This window comes from Flagellimonas sp. L-11, from assembly GCF_056857735.1.
Window position 1 is genome coordinate 1 of the sequence record NZ_JBSXNR010000058.1, and the last position, 18918, is coordinate 18918.

General features: G+C 43.4%; 15 protein-coding genes. 8 read left to right on the plus strand and 7 right to left on the minus strand.

The genetic code is table 11. The features are described 5' to 3' along the window. Nucleotides 1–307: 307 nt before the first annotated feature. Nucleotides 308–1063, minus strand: coding sequence for a sulfite exporter TauE/SafE family protein (locus AC13CC_RS09240; protein WP_326276550.1), 756 nt, complete (start codon nt 1061–1063; stop codon nt 308–310). Nucleotides 1064–1131: 68 nt separating this feature from the next. Between AC13CC_RS09240 and AC13CC_RS09245 the strand changes: the two genes are divergently transcribed. Beyond that, nucleotides 1132–2934, plus strand: a complete 1803-nt coding sequence (locus AC13CC_RS09245; protein WP_326276551.1) for a sodium:solute symporter family protein — start codon at nt 1132–1134, stop codon at nt 2932–2934. Nucleotides 2935–2940: 6 nt separating this feature from the next. Here AC13CC_RS09245 and AC13CC_RS09250 read toward each other — a convergent pair whose 3' ends face one another. Then, on the minus strand, nt 2941–3531 hold the full coding sequence (locus AC13CC_RS09250; RefSeq protein ID WP_482875706.1) for a riboflavin synthase: 591 nt from the start codon (nt 3529–3531) through the stop codon (nt 2941–2943). 58 nt (nt 3532–3589) lie between these two features. Here AC13CC_RS09250 and pdxA point away from each other — a divergent pair, with 58 nt between their 5' ends. The 7 genes from pdxA to AC13CC_RS09285 all read left to right on the plus strand — a co-directional run bounded on the left by pdxA (nt 3590) and on the right by AC13CC_RS09285 (nt 9789). Beyond that, entirely contained in the window at nt 3590–4642 is a 1053-nt protein-coding gene (gene pdxA / locus AC13CC_RS09255) for a 4-hydroxythreonine-4-phosphate dehydrogenase PdxA (protein WP_482875707.1), read from the plus strand. A 110-nt stretch (nt 4643–4752) separates the two neighbouring features. Continuing rightward, nucleotides 4753–5286, plus strand: a complete 534-nt coding sequence (locus AC13CC_RS09260) for a YceD family protein (RefSeq protein ID WP_326276553.1) — start codon at nt 4753–4755, stop codon at nt 5284–5286. 7 nt (nt 5287–5293) lie between these two features. Beyond that, nucleotides 5294–5494, plus strand: a complete 201-nt coding sequence (gene rpmF / locus AC13CC_RS09265; RefSeq protein ID WP_014032589.1) for a 50S ribosomal protein L32 — start codon at nt 5294–5296, stop codon at nt 5492–5494. A gap of 174 nt (nt 5495–5668) precedes the next feature. Continuing rightward, entirely contained in the window at nt 5669–6664 is a 996-nt protein-coding gene (locus AC13CC_RS09270) for a beta-ketoacyl-ACP synthase III (RefSeq protein ID WP_482875708.1), read from the plus strand. A 26-nt stretch (nt 6665–6690) separates the two neighbouring features. Continuing rightward, nucleotides 6691–7194: an acetyl-CoA carboxylase biotin carboxyl carrier protein gene (gene accB / locus AC13CC_RS09275; protein ID WP_326276555.1), complete on the plus strand. Its 504-nt coding sequence runs from the start codon at nt 6691–6693 to the stop codon at nt 7192–7194. Nucleotides 7195–7278: 84 nt separating this feature from the next. Then, complete coding sequence (gene accC, locus AC13CC_RS09280) at nt 7279–8637, plus strand: acetyl-CoA carboxylase biotin carboxylase subunit (RefSeq protein ID WP_482875709.1); 1359 nt, start codon at nt 7279–7281, stop codon at nt 8635–8637. 33 nt (nt 8638–8670) lie between these two features. After that, a complete protein-coding gene (locus tag AC13CC_RS09285) occupies nt 8671–9789 on the plus strand; it encodes an NAD(P)/FAD-dependent oxidoreductase (RefSeq protein WP_482875710.1) in 1119 nt (372 codons plus the stop codon). A gap of 376 nt (nt 9790–10165) precedes the next feature. Here AC13CC_RS09285 and AC13CC_RS09290 read toward each other — a convergent pair whose 3' ends face one another. From AC13CC_RS09290 to AC13CC_RS09310, 5 genes are all read right to left on the minus strand, one after another. Next, nucleotides 10166–10828, minus strand: a complete 663-nt coding sequence (locus AC13CC_RS09290; protein WP_482875711.1) for an ABC transporter ATP-binding protein — start codon at nt 10826–10828, stop codon at nt 10166–10168. A gap of 9 nt (nt 10829–10837) precedes the next feature. Next, nucleotides 10838–13270: an ABC transporter permease gene (locus AC13CC_RS09295; RefSeq protein WP_482875712.1), complete on the minus strand. Its 2433-nt coding sequence runs from the start codon at nt 13268–13270 to the stop codon at nt 10838–10840. A 20-nt stretch (nt 13271–13290) separates the two neighbouring features. Continuing rightward, complete coding sequence (locus AC13CC_RS09300) at nt 13291–15690, minus strand: ABC transporter permease (protein ID WP_482875713.1); 2400 nt, start codon at nt 15688–15690, stop codon at nt 13291–13293. A 22-nt stretch (nt 15691–15712) separates the two neighbouring features. Further along, nucleotides 15713–18130 (minus strand): ABC transporter permease, encoded by a 2418-nt coding sequence (locus AC13CC_RS09305; protein WP_482875714.1) that lies wholly within the window; start codon nt 18128–18130, stop codon nt 15713–15715. A 76-nt stretch (nt 18131–18206) separates the two neighbouring features. Beyond that, entirely contained in the window at nt 18207–18902 is a 696-nt protein-coding gene (locus AC13CC_RS09310) for an ABC transporter ATP-binding protein (RefSeq protein WP_482875715.1), read from the minus strand. Nucleotides 18903–18918: the final 16 nt, after the last annotated feature.

The following is an 18918-nucleotide window of genomic DNA, read 5'->3' on the forward strand; positions in this document are numbered from 1 at the left end:
TTGAAAACGGACGCATCTTCGTTCAAAAGCATCAAGAGCACAACATATAAATGAAAAATGCCACTAAAACCAATATGGTTCAGTGGCATTTAGTTTAATGTTCATGAAAAAACAGGCTTACTCCTGAATGTCCCTAAAAAGCAACAAAAGTTTGGATTTGTCAGGTTGAGCGCAGTCGAAACCCATTGATTATCAACATAAATTCAAGTTCTCGACTTTTGTTTATCCTGAGCGTAGCCGAAGGGCTCGAACTGACAGGCAACAAGCTTTTTTAGACACCTTCTTTTTATTTATGGTACTCGATCTTCTACCTAAACAAAATCGCCACGGCACCAATCGCCGTCACAATCAAAATAAAGCGTTTGTAGTTTTTTTCATTGATTTTCTTCACCAAAAAAACACCCAAAACCAAACCAACAAAAATAGCTGGGAGCAATCTTAAATTGATCAAAAGACTTTCCACCGTAATGGTTTTCCAAACAAAAACATGAAAAGGCATTTTAAACAGATTGGTGATAAAAAATAACCAGGCTGCCGTGCCCACAAATTCATTTTTGGGCAATCGCATCGCCAAAAAGAAAATATTGGTAAAAGCCCCGGCCAAATTTCCGATCATCGTGCAAATACCTGCGAATACTCCCATGGAGCCAGAAAACAACCATTGGGTGGGCACCGTTTTGGACTTTCTACGGTCCCAAAAAACCAACATGCCCAAACTAATAAATATCACCACAACCATAGCCCATTTAAATTCCCGTTCGGGCAGGTCTTTTCCAATCAGAACACCAATAAGAATACCCAAAATCATCCAGGGAAGAAATTTTATAATATACTTCCATTGGGTATGTCGATTGTAATAAATCACGGCAAACGTATCCCCCACGATCAACAAGGGAATAAAAAGCCCGGTGGATGCCTTGGAACCAAATGCCAATGCCATGAGCGTTACATTAAAAATGGACATTCCCTTGAGCCCTGCTTTGGAAACTCCCATTAAGAAAACAGCAGTAGCGGCCATTATCCATGCAGCAACGGAAATATCTGAGAATGTGGAAAGAAACATGAAGACTTTTTTCTGGTTTACAAAATTAACTCAAAAAACCTATCTTTAGCTCCAGCCAAACTAAACAAATGAAACTAGAACTTTTAGATTACATCATCATTTTTGGATTCTTCGCCATAGTCCTTTTCATTGGAATCTACGTATCCAAAAAATCAGGAAAAAACACAGCAGAATACTTTTTATCTGGCCGTAGCATGCCTTGGTGGCTTTTGGGATTCTCCATGGTGGCCACCACATTCTCTACCGACACCCCCAATTTGGTCACGGATTTTGTACGTACCGACGGAGTTTCCGGAAACTGGGGTTGGTGGGCCTTTTTGCTCACAGGTTTGCTTACGGTATTTGTCTACGCGAAACTTTGGAGGAAATCCAACGTCTCCACCGATATGGAGTTTTATGACCTAAGATATGGCGGAAAGCCTGCACATTTCCTAAGAGGGTTCCGGTCTTTATATTTGGGAGTTGTCTTTAATGTAATGGCCATGTCGGCCGTAACTTTGGCAGCCATTAAAATCGGACAGGTAATGCTGGGGCTGGAACCTGTTGAAACTGTGCTTCTAGGTGGTACCATTACTGTAATATTTAGCGCCGTAGGTGGTTTTAGGGGGGTAGTTTATACCGATTTCCTGCTGTTTTTTGTTGCCATGGGCGGTGCTATTGGAGCAGCGGTCTATTTGGTAAATATGCCCGAAGTTGGTGGTTTGGACAATATTTTGGCCAATGCACAAGTGCAGGAAAAAATGTCCATTCTTCCCGATTTTTCAGATACTGAGGCGTTGATTGGCCTTTTGATTATTCCCTTGGCCGTACAATGGTGGAGTGCTTGGTACCCGGGCGGCGAGCCAGGCGGTGGAGGCTACATCGCCCAACGAATGCTGGCAGCCAAAAATGAAAATCATGCCATCGGGGCCACGTTTTTCTTTAATATTTTGCACTATGCGCTAAGGCCTTGGCCTTGGATTTTGGTGGCATTGGCATCCATCGTCGTATTCCCGGATTTGGAGAGTATTCGCCAAGCATTTCCCAATGTGCCCGAAAACATCCTTAAAAACGATTTGGCCTATTCCGCCATGCTAACCATGTTGCCCACTGGCCTATTGGGTCTGGTAATGGCTTCTTTGGGAGCGGCCTACATGTCAACCATATCGACCCACCTTAACTGGGGTTCCTCATATATTGTGAATGATTTTTACAAACAACAAATCAACAAAAACGCTTCAGAAAAAGAATTGGTCAACGTGGGAAGGATTTCCACTGTTATTTTGATGGTCTTGAGTAGCTTGTTTGCTTTGGAACTTAACAATGCAACGCAATTGTTCGACATCATTATCATGTTTGGAGCGGGAACCGGGCTTATCTTTTTATTGCGATGGTTCTGGTGGCGAATCAATGCATGGAGTGAAATCGTTGCCATGTTCTCATCAGGAATCATTTCCATTTTGTTCTGGCAATATGAAGATGCGCTCTTTTTGTCGGAAGCAGCACCATTTCCAGGTTGGAGCAAATTTCCACTGGTCGTGCTTATAACCACGATACTTTGGTTGGCAACGACCTTTTTAACCAAGCCTGAAGAAAACAAGGTATTGTACCGATTCTACAAAATCACAAAACCGGGAGGTCCTGGCTGGAAAAAGATTCATGAAGAAGCTAAAGCCGAAGGGGTTTCTTTGGACGATGGTAATGAAAAATGGACGGTTCCATCGGGTGTATTGGCCATGATCGTGGGCTGTATTTTGGTATACGGTTGCCTTTTTGCCACAGGAAACTGGATCTATGGCAATTATCCGTTGGCCATAGGGCTCACTGGTTTGGTGTTGGTCGCAACATTTTTCTTGATAAAAATATGGCGCGGAATGCGGAGTGTGCTTTGATGGGTCTTAACCCCTCAATTCCAATAACCTGGAAACATACTTCCCGACCACATCAAACTCCAAGTTTACAGCAGTTCCTACTTTGTAGGTGTGGAAACGAGTATGTTCGTAAGTGTAGGGAATAATCGCTACACTGAAGCTGTTTTTTTGTGAGTCAACCACGGTCAAGCTCACCCCATCCACCGTAATGGAGCCTTTTTCAATGGTTACATTATTGAGTTTGAGGTCGTATTCAAAACTATAGATCCAACTGCCGTCTTTTTCCTCGATGGATTTGCAGGTAGCGGTTTGGTCCACGTGCCCTTGAACAATGTGACCGTCCAAACGGGCACCCAAAACCATGGCACGCTCCAAGTTCACTACATCCCCCAACTCCAAATCGCTCAAGTTGGTTTTGTTCAGGGTTTCCTCAATGGCCGTGACGGTATAGTTGTCACCATCAAGAGAAACCACAGTTAAGCATACCCCATTATGCGAAACACTCTGGTCAATTTTCAATTCAGAAGTAATATCGGAAGCAACGGTAATGTGTAGATTTCCGCCCTCTTTTTCCAGCTTTTCAACCTTACCCAAAGTCTCTATAATCCCTGTGAACATGTATCTTATTAATTGACTAGATTTGTAATGCAAAAGTAGCCATAACGGCATTCATTTTATGAAGGAAAATCAAAAAATAAAGTTAGGGATTTCCATAGGGGACATTAACGGCGTTGGGTGCGAGGTAGCGCTCAAAACATTCGAAGACCCAAGAATGTTGGAGTTTTGTACCCCAGTGATATTTGCATCGAACAAAATCATTTCACAACAAATAAAAGATTTGGGGATTGACCTCAAATTCAATGGTGTTCGGGATGCGGGCCAGGCTCTGGAAGGCAAGGTCAATATTGTGAATGTATGGAAAGAAACACCGAAAATTGAATACGGTCACGCCACCAAAGAAGCAGGCGATTTTGCTATTCGCTCCCTGAGGGCTGCAGTTTCTGCATTAAAAGAAGACAAAATTGATGTCTTGGTCACGGCACCCATCAACAAAAACAATATACAGTCCGAAAATTTTAAATTTCCCGGCCATACCGATTTCCTTGCCCAAGAACTGGAGGGTGAAAGCTTGATGTTTATGGTAACCAATTCCTTGCGTGTTGGATTGCTCACCGACCATATCGCCGTAAAAGATGTGGCCAAGGCCATTACCCCCAAATTGATTCGGAACAAGGTCGCCACCATGGAAAAATCCCTTAAAATGGATTTTGGTATCCGTAGGCCCAAAATTGCCATGCTGGGAATTAATCCCCATAGTGGGGACAGTGGTACCATTGGCGAGGAGGATGATAAAATTCTAAAACCTACCATAGAAGAACTGTTCAACAAGGGCACTTTGGTATACGGACCTTATTCGGCAGATAGTTTTTTTGGTTCCAACAGTCATCAGAATTTTGATGCCATCTTGGCGGCCTATCACGATCAAGGCCTTATTCCATTCAAGACCCTTTCCTTTGGAAAAGGGGTAAATTATACGGCAGGATTAAACAAAGTACGTACATCACCAGACCACGGAACCGCTTACGAAATCGCAGGAAAGGGCAAAGCGGACGAGAGTTCTTTTAAAGAAGCCGTGTTTACCGCAATGCAAGTGTTCAAGAACAGAACGGAGTACCTGGAATTGACCAAAAATCCCTTACAAAAGCAGAAAATTAAGCGCGGGGGATAAAAAGTTGACTGCATTTTGGATATTTGTTGTGGCTAGAATTGCAGTTTTGTAAATTAGTAGTATCTTTGCACCCGCCTTTAAAGGCTGGTACACAAACCTTAAGTGTAGAAATGATGAAGCTGAAAGAGTTTTTTATCCCTTTTTCAGGTCTGAAGTTGGGGAAACATAAATTTGTGTACGAGATTGATGATGCGTTCTTTGAATCTTTTGACTACCAAGAATTTAACGGAGCTTCCGTTCAAATAAGTGCCGTTTTGGAAAAAATGAGCACCATGATGGAACTCCAGATTGAAGCGAAGGGTACCATAAATGTGGATTGTGATTTGACAGGCGAGCCTTTTGACCAACCTATCGATTCCGGTTTAAAACTAGTCGTCAAGTTTGGCGAAGAGTACAACGATGAAGACGATGAAATCTTGATCATACCACATGGAGAGCACCAGTTCAATATAGCACAGTACATATACGAAATGTTGGTGCTTGCCGTTCCCCAAAAAAGGGTTCATCCCGGAGTTGAGGACGGAACGTTGCAATCGGACATCTTGGACAAGCTGGAAGAATTACAGCCAAAAGAGCATACGAAATCATCAGAAAAAACAGATCCCAGATGGGACGATTTAAAAAAGTTACTAACGGATAAATAGGTTTATAATGGCACATCCTAAAAGAAAAACATCAAAAACCAGAAGGGACAAAAGAAGAACCCACTACAAAGCAGTTGCGCCAACGATTGCCAAGGACTCTACTACAGGTGAAATGCACTTGTTCCACAGAGCTCACTGGCACGAAGGCAAATTGTACTACAGAGGTCAGGTTTTGATTGACAAAACAGAAGAGGAGACTGCGGCCTAACCGCAAATCCCTTGTAATAAAGCAACTCCCGTTGAATTTTTGACGGGAGTTTTTTTATGGACCCGTCTTAACATCCAAAAACGGTTAATTTTACCAATAAAGTCATATAAAATGACTAATTTTCACCGCTTTTGGGTCAAATTTCAATCTTTTTGACAGTAAAGAGAGGCTAAAATGAAAAAAACAACAGCAGCAATAACAGCTGTAGGAGGGTACGTTCCAGATTTTGTTCTTTCCAATAAGATTTTGGAAACCATGGTAGATACCAACGATGAATGGATTACCACAAGAACAGGGATCAAGGAACGAAGAATCTTAAAAGAAGCTAATGCGGGAACATCTTTCATGGCAATCAGAGCTGCGGAAGATTTGCTCCAAAAAAGGGGCATCGAAGCCTCGGAAATAGACTTTGTACTCGTTGCCACCGCCACCCCCGATATGCCTGTCGCTTCCACTGCGGCCTATGTGGCTTCAGAAATTGGTGCGGTAAACGCTTTTGCTTACGATCTACAAGCTGCATGTTCCAGTTTTTTGTACGGGATGTCCACCGCGGCCAGTTATATAGAATCCGGCAGATATAAAAAAGTATTGGTCATTGGGGCCGATAAGATGTCGTCCATAATAGATTATACCGATAGAACAACTTGTATTATTTTTGGGGATGGAGCTGGAGCGGCTCTTTTTGAACCCAATGAAGAAGGCTTAGGTTTACAAGATGAGTTTTTGCGCTCGGATGGGATTGGCCGTCAATTTTTAAAGATTGATGCAGGAGGTTCCATTTTGCCGGCATCAGAGGAAACGGTAAAAAACAAACAGCACTACGTCTTTCAAGATGGGAAGTCTGTTTTTAAATTTGCAGTCTCTAACATGGCCGATGTTTCAGCTTTGATCATGGAGCGGAACAACCTAACAAAAGACGATGTACAATGGTTGGCGCCACACCAAGCCAACAAACGTATTATTGATGCTACGGCCAACAGAATGGGTCTTGAGGCCGAGAAGGTTCTTATTAACATTGACCGGTACGGAAACACGACATCCGCCACACTGCCCTTGTTGCTCTATGACTTCGAGAAGCAGTTGAAAAAAGGAGATAATATTATTTTTGCCGCCTTTGGAGGAGGTTTTACATGGGGTTCCATTTACTTGAAGTGGGCCTATAATTCTTAATCACACAACTAACTAAATTATATTCCATGGACATTAAGGAAATTCAAAGTTTAATCAAGTTTGTCGCCAAATCGGGTGCCAGCGAGGTGAAGCTGGAAATGGAGGACATTAAGATTACCATTCGAACGGGAAGCACTAGCTCCAGCACACCAGAGACCACCATTGTTCAGCAAATACCCGTAGCCCAAGCGCCGAGCGCCGCTGCCCCAGCTGCGCAAGCACCTGCAACAACCCAAGAAGCTGCGTCGCCATCACCTTCGGATTCTAAAAAAGGAGATGATGACTCAAAATACATAACCATCAAATCACCCATCATAGGAACATTCTATAGAAAACCATCCCCGGACAAACCGCCATTCGTTGAGGTTGGCAGTTCCATCAATAAAGGAGATGTTCTATGTGTGATCGAAGCAATGAAACTTTTTAACGATATTGAATCGGAGGTTTCAGGTAAAATAGTTAAGATATTGGTTGATGATTCCTCTCCTGTTGAGTTTGACCAACCTTTGTTCTTGGTAGACCCATCGTAGTGAGTTTTAAATGATAAATTTTGGGGGCGTTTCGTCACCTAAAACCATTTAAGATTTAGAATTCAGAATTTAAGATTGTGTTCTATGTTTAAAAAAATATTGATTGCAAATAGGGGTGAAATTGCCTTGCGGATTATAAGAACCTGTAAGGAAATGGGCATCAAGACCGTTGCCGTTTACTCCAAGGCCGACGAGGAAAGCCTTCATGTCCGCTTTGCCGACGAAGCTGTTTGTATTGGGCCAGCGCCCAGTAGCGAATCCTATTTAAAGATTCCAAATATTATAGCCGCAGCGGAAATCACCAACGCCGATGCCATTCACCCTGGTTACGGATTCCTTTCCGAAAATGCCAAATTCTCCAAAATATGTGCCGAGCACGATATCAAATTCATCGGTGCTTCGGGTGAGCAAATTGAGAAAATGGGAGATAAGGCAACCGCCAAGGAAACCATGAAAAAAGCAGGTGTTCCCACGGTTCCCGGTTCCGAAGGTTTGTTGAAAGATGTTGATCATGCCAGAAAAGAAGCCAAAAAAATGGGCTATCCGGTAATGATCAAAGCCACTGCCGGTGGTGGTGGTAAAGGAATGCGCGCCATTTGGTCCGAGGAGCAAATGGAGAAAAACTTCAACAGTGCCGTAAACGAAGCAACCGCTGCCTTTGGCAATGGCGGCATGTACATGGAAAAGCTGATTGAAGAACCCCGGCATATCGAAATCCAAATTGTGGGCGACCAGTATGGCAAAGCCTGTCACTTGTCCGAAAGGGATTGTTCCGTACAGCGTAGACACCAAAAGCTTACCGAAGAGACACCTTCACCGTTTATGACGGACAAACTCCGTGAAGACATGGGGAAAGCGGCCGTAAAAGCAGCCGAATATATAAAATACGAAGGGGCGGGCACCATTGAGTTTTTGGTGGACAAACACCGAAATTTCTACTTTATGGAAATGAACACCCGTATCCAAGTAGAGCACCCTATTACGGAGCAAGTTGTGGATTACGATTTGATTCGTGAGCAAATTTTGGTTGCTGGTGGAGTACCGATCTCGGGAAAAAACTATTATCCCAAATTGCATTCCATTGAGTGCAGGATCAATGCGGAAGATCCCTATAACGACTTTAGGCCTTCCCCTGGGAAAATCACAACACTTCATACTCCCGGCGGACACGGTGTTCGTTTGGACACACATGTGTACAGTGGTTACATGATTCCTCCAAATTATGATTCCATGATCGCCAAGCTGATAACCACAGCACAAACAAGGGAAGAGGCCATCAACAAAATGAGGCGAGCTTTGGACGAATTTGTGATCGAGGGTGTTAAGACTACCATTCCATTCCATCGTCAACTGATGGATCATCCAGATTATTTGGCAGGTAATTACACCACCAAATTTATGGAGGATTTTAAAATGGATCCAAAATATCAAGACCATCATTAATATAGACCCCGATAGCATCGGGGTTTTTCTTTTATGGAATTAAGCTATTGGGAACATAAAAGCTGGTTTTCCAATGTCGATTTTACCATAATCGGCAGTGGGATTGTTGGCATCAACTGCGCCATCCATCTAAAGGGAAAATACCCGAAAAGCAATGTCTTGATTCTGGAAAAAGGCAGCCTGCCCCAAGGCGCAAGCACCAAAAATGCCGGTTTTGCCTGCTTTGGGAGCGCCTCGGAAATTTTATCGGACCTAGACCATCATACAGAGGAAGAAGTGGTGCAACTGGTTCAAAAACGGTGGGAGGGGATTCAACGTTTGCGAAACCTCCTTGGAGACAAGGCCATAGGTTTTGAATTGCATGGAAGCCACGAACTTTTTCCTTTGGAAAAGCCTGGGTTTTATGAAAAATGTTTGGCGGCCGTGCCTTACCTCAACAATTTAATGGAACCTGTTTTTCCCCAACAGCCATTTGTTACCAATGGCAATCGCTTCGGTTTTTTCAATATTCAAGAAAAATACATCACGCATCGGCAGGAAGGGCAACTGGACACGGGCAAAATGATGCGTTCTTTGATTCAAAAGTGCGTGAGTATGGAACTCCCCATTTTAAATGGGGTGATGGTCGAAGAGGTGGTCGAATCCAACGGAAAAGCGACCATCAAGACAACTGACTTTGAATTTGTGTCCAAAAAAGTGTTTGTGGCCACGAATGGTTTTGCCTCCAAGCTAATAAACTCTGAAACCGTGAAACCTGCCCGGGCGCAAGTTTTGGTTACGGAACCCATCAAAAATTTGCACATAAAGGGCACCTTCCATTTTGATGAAGGGTATTATTATTTCCGCAATATTGATGATAGAATTCTATTTGGCGGTGGCAGAAACCTCGATTTTAAAACCGAGGAAACCACTGAATTCGGAGAAACCCAAATCATTCAAGATAAGCTTGAAACATTGCTCCGTAATATGATTTTACCTAATCATCCCCTAAAAATTGAACGCAGATGGAGCGGCATCATGGGTGTGGGCGCCCAAAAATCGCCTATTGTCAAGCAAGTTTCCAACTCTATTTATTGTGGGGTGCGTCTTGGAGGAATGGGGGTTGCCCTCGGCAGTCTTGTGGGCAAGGAACTGGCCGAATTGGCTGATTGATTTTCAAGCACAAGCACCAAGTTCAAGAGCAAAGACCCAAGACCAAACAACACAGGGAACTACTGACTTCGGACTCCCAATATCCTTTTGACACGAATTCCTCCAATCTCCACAAATACCTTTTGAACCTGATTTTTGGACTCTTCAAGCACCGAACAAGCTCAAGTCAAGCATCAAGTTCAAACTCGAAGATAAGAGTCACTGTCGACTAGCTAGTGCAAACTGACTTCCAAAACCCTTCTTACACGCCCGTCTGCCGCTGGAATTTTACCTATCTCCGAAAACAATCGATGTTGAGTCTAGTTTCTTGATTCTAAAAGCGAAGCGGTCATGTTTCTTTGGTTATAGAGGCAAAGCTTAGGGGGAGATTTAACGGTCAAACCATTCTGCCATCCAACAAATTGATGATTCTGGAACCATACTCCGCATTTTTTTCCGAGTGTGTCACTTGAATGATGGTTACCCCCTCTTCATTTAACTGTTTGAACAGCTCCATGATTTCCTCTCCCTGTTTGGAGTTTAGATTGCCAGTGGGCTCATCGGCCAAAATCAATTTTGGATTGGCGATCAAAGCTCTTGCCACCCCTACCAATTGCTGTTGTCCACCGCTTAGTTGAGCTGGAAAAAGATCCTTTTTGCCCACAATGTTAAAACGGTCCAACATATCGGCAACCATGGCCTTACGCTCCGGGCCTTTGATTTTTTTATAGATCAAGGGCATTTCCAAGTTTTCCCTTACGGTAAGTTCATCCAACAAATGGTAGGATTGGAACACGAAGCCGATGTATTGTTTGTACAGATTGGAACGGTGCTTTTCTTTAAGGGAATGAACGGATTCATCCAAAAAATTGTACTCGCCCTCATCAAAAGTATCCAGCATCCCGATAATGTTGAGCAAGGTTGATTTTCCCGAACCTGATGGTCCCATAATGGATATGAACTCTCCTTGCTCTACTTCGAGATTGATGTCTTTCAATAGAAAAATACGTTGGCCGCCCGTGGTGACCCATTTGAATATGTTGTTGAGTTGTAAAAGCATGTCCTGATTTTATTCGTTTCTTAAACTTTTGACCGGATTTACAACAGCCGCTTTTATACTTTGGTAGCTCACGGTCAACAAGGCCACTCCTACAGCCAACAATGCCGAGAGGGCAAAAATCCACCACGGAATAACGATGCGATAGGAGAAGTCTTGTAACCACCGATCCATGGCATACCAGCCTAATGGTAAGGCAATAATCACTGCAAGTCCAACAAGCTTTAAAAAGTCGACGGACAAGCGATAGACAATTTGTCCAACACCAGCCCCCAGTACTTTGCGAACCCCAATTTCCTTTACACGTTTTTGTGCATTGAATGCTGCGAGCCCGAGCAGTCCCAAACAAGCGATAAAGATGGATAAAACGGTGAATACCATGAATATTTTGCCCAAACGTTGCTCCGCTTCATAACTGGTATTGAAGGAATCGTCCATGAAATAATGCTCAAAAGGTTGGGAAGGGGCCAATTTCGACCAAATCTCCTCAATTTCGGAAAGGGTACGGGACACGTCGCCTTCACTGAGCTTTATGGCCAATCTGCTCGCCCCACCAGCTCCATAGAAAAACCCAAGGGCCTCGACTTCGTTGCGGAGCGATTCAAAATGAAAGTCTTTGACCACCCCGATCACGGTGAGAAGGGTACCATCATCAAAATCATTAACAAGTTGGGTGCCCAACACGTTTTGAGCTGTCATTCCCATAACGGCCACTGCTTTTTCATTAACGATGATGCTTGTGGAATCACTGGCAAAACGACCGATGTCAAAATTTCTTCCCGAAATCAATGAAATGTCAATGGTCGAGAGATAATCTTCGTCCACGTTCCACTGTTGCATGTTGATGGTCTTTTCCTGGCTGCGGTCCTCGGCCCTCATGAATGAGCTGTTGGTACGTGCGGAAGGAGTGGGCAAAAAACTGCTCAGTGTGGCATTGTTAACCTGACTGAGCTGCATCACTTCTTCCTTGAAGGCCTTCTTTTTCATGTCAAGGGCATTAACGCCATTGATCACCAACACTTGGTTTTTGCCATACCCCAAGTTTTTGCCCTGTATATACTGCAATTGCTGAAAAACGACCAAAGTACCCAGTATCAAGAACACCGAAATGGAGAACTGGAGGACGACCAGTGCATTTCTTACCCCTTCCCCACCAATGGCGTTACCCCTCTGTCCTTTGAGCACCTTGGCGGCCACAAAACGAGACATAAAAAAAGCGGGGTAAGTCCCTGAAACAAGCCCTAGAAGCATTGCAGCCAATACTAGTACGGCCCAAAAACCAACATGGTGCAAGGGAAGGGCCAATTCTTTTCCGGACAATTCATTGAACAAAGGAAGAATTGCCATGGCCATCAGTAGCGCCAAGCACATAGAAGCTAATGAAATAAGCCCCGACTCGGTCAAAAACTGTCTTATCAACCCAATTCTTTGGGAACCCAGGGTCTTCCGAATGCCCACTTCCTTGGCCCTTTTGAGGGAATGTGCAGTGGAAAGGTTCATAAAGTTAACACTGGCCAAAACTAGGAGAATCAGCGCGATGGCCGAAAGAATGTAAACGTTCTTGATGTCGCTCACAGCACTGAACTCTGGGTTTCTTCCCGAATACAAATGGATATCTGTCAAGGGTATGGTGGTGTAGTACATGTAGTTGCCAGAATCGATGAACTGTTGTTCCGTAATTCCGGGGAAGAATGTCTGGACATAGGGAATCAAGTATTTCCCGACCATACTTTGTAGTCTATTCTGAATGTCCCCAGCTTTTGTTCCAGGCAACAACTTGATGAACGTGTAGTAATTGTGGCTTCCCCATTCAGCCAATTGTGCATCTTCATACCCTGACATAGCCAGGAAAAGGCCACGATCTTTTAGGAACGAGTTCTTGGGCATATCGTCTATCACCCCGGTTACCCGATATACTTCATTGTCGTTCAACAACACTGTTTGCCCAATGGCTTTATTTGTGGAAAAATGTTTTTCGGCAGCTGTCTTGGTCATGACCAAGGTATTTGGTTCTTTCAAGGCAGAACGTTCATCGCCGTATAAAAGCTTTAACCCAAACATTTTAAAGAAAGTGGAGTCTACATAGGCAACCGAAAGTTCCTTTACATTGCTTTCAGTTCCCTGAGGTCTAATAAAGACACTCCCAACGTTCCTGAACCTTGTGGTAAGTTCCACTTCGGGAATGTCATTGAGCATGGCTTGGGCCATAGGAGCGGACACCTCGGCAAACTGGTTTTCGACTCCGCCAAATTTAAGGTCTGCGTTGACTCTATGGATACGATCTGCATCGGCAAACATAGTGTCATGATTCAGTTCGTCATAGATATAGAGCCCGAGCAAAAGCCCTCCAGCCATTCCTATAGCTAATCCAAAGGTGTTGATAAAAGTGAAGAATGGCTGTTTTTTAAGGCTTCTCCAGGCTATTTTGATGTTGTTTTTGAGCATAATCGTTCATTTTTTCATATTTATTCTGTACGCAAACTCCGGGCAGGGTTGGTCCGTGCTGCTTTGATTGCCTGAAAGCTCACGGTGAGAATGGTTACGGCCAGAGCTCCCAGCATGGCAAGGGCAAAAATCCACCATTTAAGTATCACACGATAGGGATACTCCTGTAACCATCCGTTCATTACATAATAGGCAATGGGTACGGCAATAAAACAGGAGATAATGACGAGTTTTAAAAAGTCCTTGGACAACATGTTCCATACATTGAACACCGAAGCTCCAAGTACTTTGCGCACCCCTATTTCCTTGGTACGCTGTTCTGCCACAAAGGAAGTCAACCCAAATAGCCCCAAACAACTGATCAGAATGGCCAGTGCCGTAAAAATTCCCGACAATCGGCCAATGCGTTCTTCGGCCGCAAATTTTTCACCGTATTCATCGTCCACAAAGTCGTATTGAAAAGGGATGCTTGGAAAATGCTCTTTAAAAACTTTTTCGATGACAGCGATATTCTGGCTCGCACTTTGCTCTGGGTTCAATCTCATATTGTAATAGGAGCCGTTACCATATCTGTCGAATACATACATGCCTTGTTTAACGGGCTCATATGGAGATTGGGCAATCATATCCTGAACCACTCCAATGATTTTCAAGGGATCACTTGGGTTTTCATTGTCCTCATCTATAAGGAGTTTCCCAATGGGATCTTTTAGACCCATATATTTTACAGCAGTTTCATTAAGAAGCACAGCTGTTGAATCGGAAGCAAACTCTCTGGAAAAATCCCTTCCGGCCACAATCTTTAAATTGAGGCTTTTGGCGAATTCCGGTGATACTTCGGTCCAGGCCATGTCTTCTTGAAAGCCTTCGGGTTTACCTTCCCATGTCCAACCGCTGCGGTTGGACCATATATTTGTTGTTGGGCTGCTAGAGGTCGACATTTCGATGACCGCTCCCGAATTGATAAATTCTTCCCTCATCAATTCAAACTTTCCGGTAAAATCTTGACTCATGGTCGGCACTTGTACCAAGCCCTCCTTATCGTAACCCACAGGTCTGTTTTTGGCATGGTTAATCTGTTGCATCACGATCACCGTTCCGATGATGAAGGCCACTGAAACCGTAAATTGTACCACCACCAATATCTTACGAGGCAGGCCTGAATGTTTTCCTGATTTAAAGGTGCCCTTTAAAACATCTACCGGCCTAAATGAAGATAAGTAAAGTGCCGGATAGCTGCCCGCCAAAAGTGCTGTGAACAAAATAAAGGTCAATGAGGCAAGCCAAAAACCTATAGATGACCAAGGGAAGTCGATTTCCTTTCTAGCTAGATCATTGAACCCGCTCAAGGATAGGACTACAATAAAGATCGACAGTGCATAGGCAAATAAAACCACTAAAAAGGATTCTCCTAAAAATTGATTGATAAGTTGGCCACGTTGCGACCCAATGGATTTTCTAATGCCAACTTCTTTGGCTCTCTTTTCGGAACGGGCCGTACTCAAATTCATAAAATTGATGCACGCCAGCAAAAGAACAAAAGCTCCGATAATCCCAAATAGCCATACGTATTTGATTCTACCGCCCACTTGTTTCCCGTTTTCAAAGTGCGATTGTAAGTGCCAATCCTTCATCGGGAACAAAAACAATTGCGTGTTGAATTCCCTTGAATTTTCATTAAGTTCTTGTTTTACCTCACCGATTTTGGAGGTAACGGATTCCATGGTGGTATTATCGGCAATTTGGACAAACATCTGAAAGGAGTTGTTCCCCCATTGATCCTCAGCATTTTTAATCCATTCGTTTATGGAAACATACTTGTCCCAAGGCATAATAAATTCAGTATCGTTGAAGGAATTGTTAAAAGGAATATCCTCGTATACCGCGGTTACCATCATGTCGTATTGACTATTGACCTCTATGGTCTTTCCAATAGGGTCTTCATCGCCAAAAAGCGCATTGGCTGTCGATTCGTTCAACATAATGGAATTGATTTCACGAACCCCGTCCTTTTCACCTTTCAATATTTTCAGGCCCAACATTTCGGGGGCTTCGCGCTGCATGAAATTCCCACTCCTCGATATACTGGTTTCCTTGTATTTGAGATATTGGGAAGTGTTCCAAGAGCACATTACCAAATGCTTGAAATTATCCATATACCCATCCCTGAAGGCTTTTTCCAACGGGCGGGGAATAGCGGGTCCGGTCCCTGTTTCCCCATTCATGGTCTGCGATTGAAAAACCTGTGCTATTCGCTCTTTATTGACAAAATAGCTGTTATGGCTCAATTCGTCCGTAATCCACAACCCAATGATAAGGGCCACGGCCATACCTAGGGCAAGCCCCCCTACGTTGATAATAGTATAAGCCTTGTTCTTGGTAAGGTTCCTCCAGGCTATTTTTAGATAATTCTTGAACATGATTTCTTGGGTTTTTGATTGATTATTCTGAACGTAAACCTTTGGTGGGTTTTAACAAGGCAGCTCCAATAGATTGATAACTGATGGTAACTATTGCAATGCCAAGCGCTATAAGCCCTGCGGTTAAAAATATTTCCCAGCCAATACTGATGCGGTAAGCAAAACCTTCCAGCCATCTATTCATCAAATACCAACCAATAGGGATGGCAATACATATAGAAATGATGATCAATTTTAAAAAGTCGAGTGTGAGCAGTTTGTAAATGTTTTTGAAGGGAGCTCCCAGAACACGGCGAATACTTATTTCCTTTCTACGCTGCTCCACCATAAAGGCTGAAAGGGCAAACAGACCCAGACAGGCCACAAGGATGGCAAAAAGGGCAAAACTGTTGAATATTTTACCCATGCGTTGAACATCTTCGTGCATTTGGGCAAACTCCTGTTCCAGAAAAGAATAATTGAGTGCTTGATTTGGTACATTTCTGTTCCAAACTTGTTCAATGGAGGCCAAGGCTTCTGTCGGGTCTCCTTTTTCCAATTTTACGGAAACGGCACCAACATTCTCTCCTATGACCAACGAAAGTGAAGAGATATCCTCTTTCAGGGATTTGAAATGGAAGTTCTCTATAACCCCGATGATTTCAAAAACTTGACCACTATTATCCAATTTTTTGCCGATTGGGTCCTGCAGGCCCAATTCCGAGGCCATTTTGGTATTGATAATAATGGAATTGATGGAGTCGTAGGCAAAGTCCTTGGAAAAATCCCTTCCTTTTTCGAGTTGAATACCCAGCGTTTTGATATAATCGTAATCCACTCTCCAAATTTGGGCGGGAACACCCCTTCCGCCGTCATCTTGCCCATCTACGTTAAAGGTGTTTCCGTTTCTACTGCCGCCATCAATGGGTAAATAGTTAGTGGAGGTTACGCTCTTTACTTGTGATAATGACGCGAGCTGTTCTTTAAAAGATTCTATTTTGTTTCCCAGGATATTGGTTCCTTCAAGCACTACAACACGTTCCTTGTCATACCCCAATTCCTTGCTTACGATAAAATCCATCTGACGGTAAATGATCAAAGTCCCAATAATCAAAATCACCGAAGTTGTAAATTGAAAGATCACCAATCCGCTCCTTAACTTTCCGCTTTTACTTCCTACACTCAATTTTCCTTTTAAGACATTCGCAGGTCTAAAAGCTGATAAATAGAACGCTGGATATAACCCTGCCAAAACTCCGACCAGTAAAGCTGACACCAACAACATAGGGGCAAACCACCATGCGGACCAGGGAAGCTCCATGTTTTTGGAAGCAATTTCATTAAAAGTAGGCAACAACACCCAAGCTAGTACAACTCCCAGAACAAAGGAGATAATGCTAAAAACCACTGATTCTGTTAGGAATTGGTTTACCAGATTGTTCCTGAACGCCCCAATGGTTTTTCTAAGCCCAACCTCTTTGGCCCTATTGGCCGATTTGGCCGTGGAAAGATTGATAAAATTGATAATGGCCAAGAGCAGTACAAAAATGGCAATGGCAGCAAAAAGCCAAACAAACTTAACATCGCCATGCTTGAGTCCGTCCTGCATTTTTAGGTCCGATTTTAAATAGATGTCCGTTATCGGTTGGAGTTTATATTCGGCCGTTCTCAAAACATCTATAAAATTGGCCGAACGTCCTCGTTTCATTTGAGCTGGAATGATGTATTTTTCAACGATCAAAGTCATTTTTTGTTCCAACTCTTGAATATTGGTATTGGGGTTTACCAATACATAAGTGAAATAATTCTGGTTGGTCCAGCTTTGGTTGGTGTCTTCAATGGGAAGAAGAAAATCGAAATCAAGATGGGAACTCTCGGGCACATCCTCCATTACCCCTGTTACGGTATACGGGGTCGAAGTGTCGTTGTCCAAAAATATGGTTTGCTCCAAAGCATTGCCATTAGGAAAGTACTTCTCGGCCTTGGATTTGGAAAGAACAATGCTTTTGGGTTCCGTTAAAACTGTTGCAGGGTCTCCCTGCTCCAGTTGTATTTCCAAAATATCGAATGCTTCTTGATCGGCAAGAATAAAGTTCTCCTCAAAGGTATTCTCTTTTTTTCCGGTTAACCTAAACCCACGTTTGCCAGCACCAAATATCTCTATGGTGTTTACTTTTCCCGCTTTGATTATTTCGGGAAAATCGGATTGAAGCGCATCGGCAAAAGGCAATTGGAAGTGCGTACTTTTCATTACCTCGCCTTGGATCTCTCCTTGAAAAACTACTCTGTAAATTTGATTTTTCTTGGTATAATGCTGGTCGTAGCTGACCTCGTTACGAATAAATAGCGCAATTAATAGGCAGGCGGCTATACCTACGGCAAAACCACCTATTTTGATAAAAGTAAAGAGTTTATCTTTTTTGATGGTTCTCCAGGCAATATTTAAGTGATTTTTAAACATGACTTTTCGTTTTTTGATTGACCCATTGCTTCGACTACGCTCAGCATAAACTCGCTCAGGGAAAGTGAATAAACTCCTATACCATACTTTTCATTGGCTTGTTCTGGCTTTCGATCACAATTTGGCCATCGAAAAGGTTAATGACCCTGTGTGCGTAATGTGAATCCCGGTCGGAGTGCGTTACCATAACAATAGTGGTTCCTTCTTGGTTGAGTTCCGTCAATAGGTTCATGACCTCGATACCGTTTTTGGAATCCAGGTTACCCGTCGGCTCATCCGCCAAGATCAATTTTGGATTGGTCACTACGGCCCGAGCAATGGCCACCCGCTGCTGCTGACCACCAGATAATTGCTGTGGAAAGTGTTTTTCACGGTGCGCAATCTTCATACGCTCCAATACCTTTAACACTTTTTCCTTGCGCTCGGCCTTGTTCATTTTAAGATAGATCAAGGGAAGTTCCACATTTTCAAAAACTGTAAGTTCGTCAATCAAGTTGAAGCTCTGGAACACAAATCCAAGATTCCCTTTTCTAAGCTGGGTGCGTTGGCTTTCCTTTAGTCCACCTACTTCGTGCCCTGCAAAATTGTAGCTGCCCTCGGTTGGGTTGTCCAGCATCCCGATGATGTTCAGCAAAGTGGATTTTCCACATCCGGATGGGCCCATGATCGCTACAAATTCCCCTTCCTCTACTTTTAAGTTCACTCCGTTCAAGGCCAAGGTTTCCACTTCCTCTGTTCGGAAGCTTTTTTTAAGGTGAGTTATCTTTATCATTTTTGATGGTTGTTTT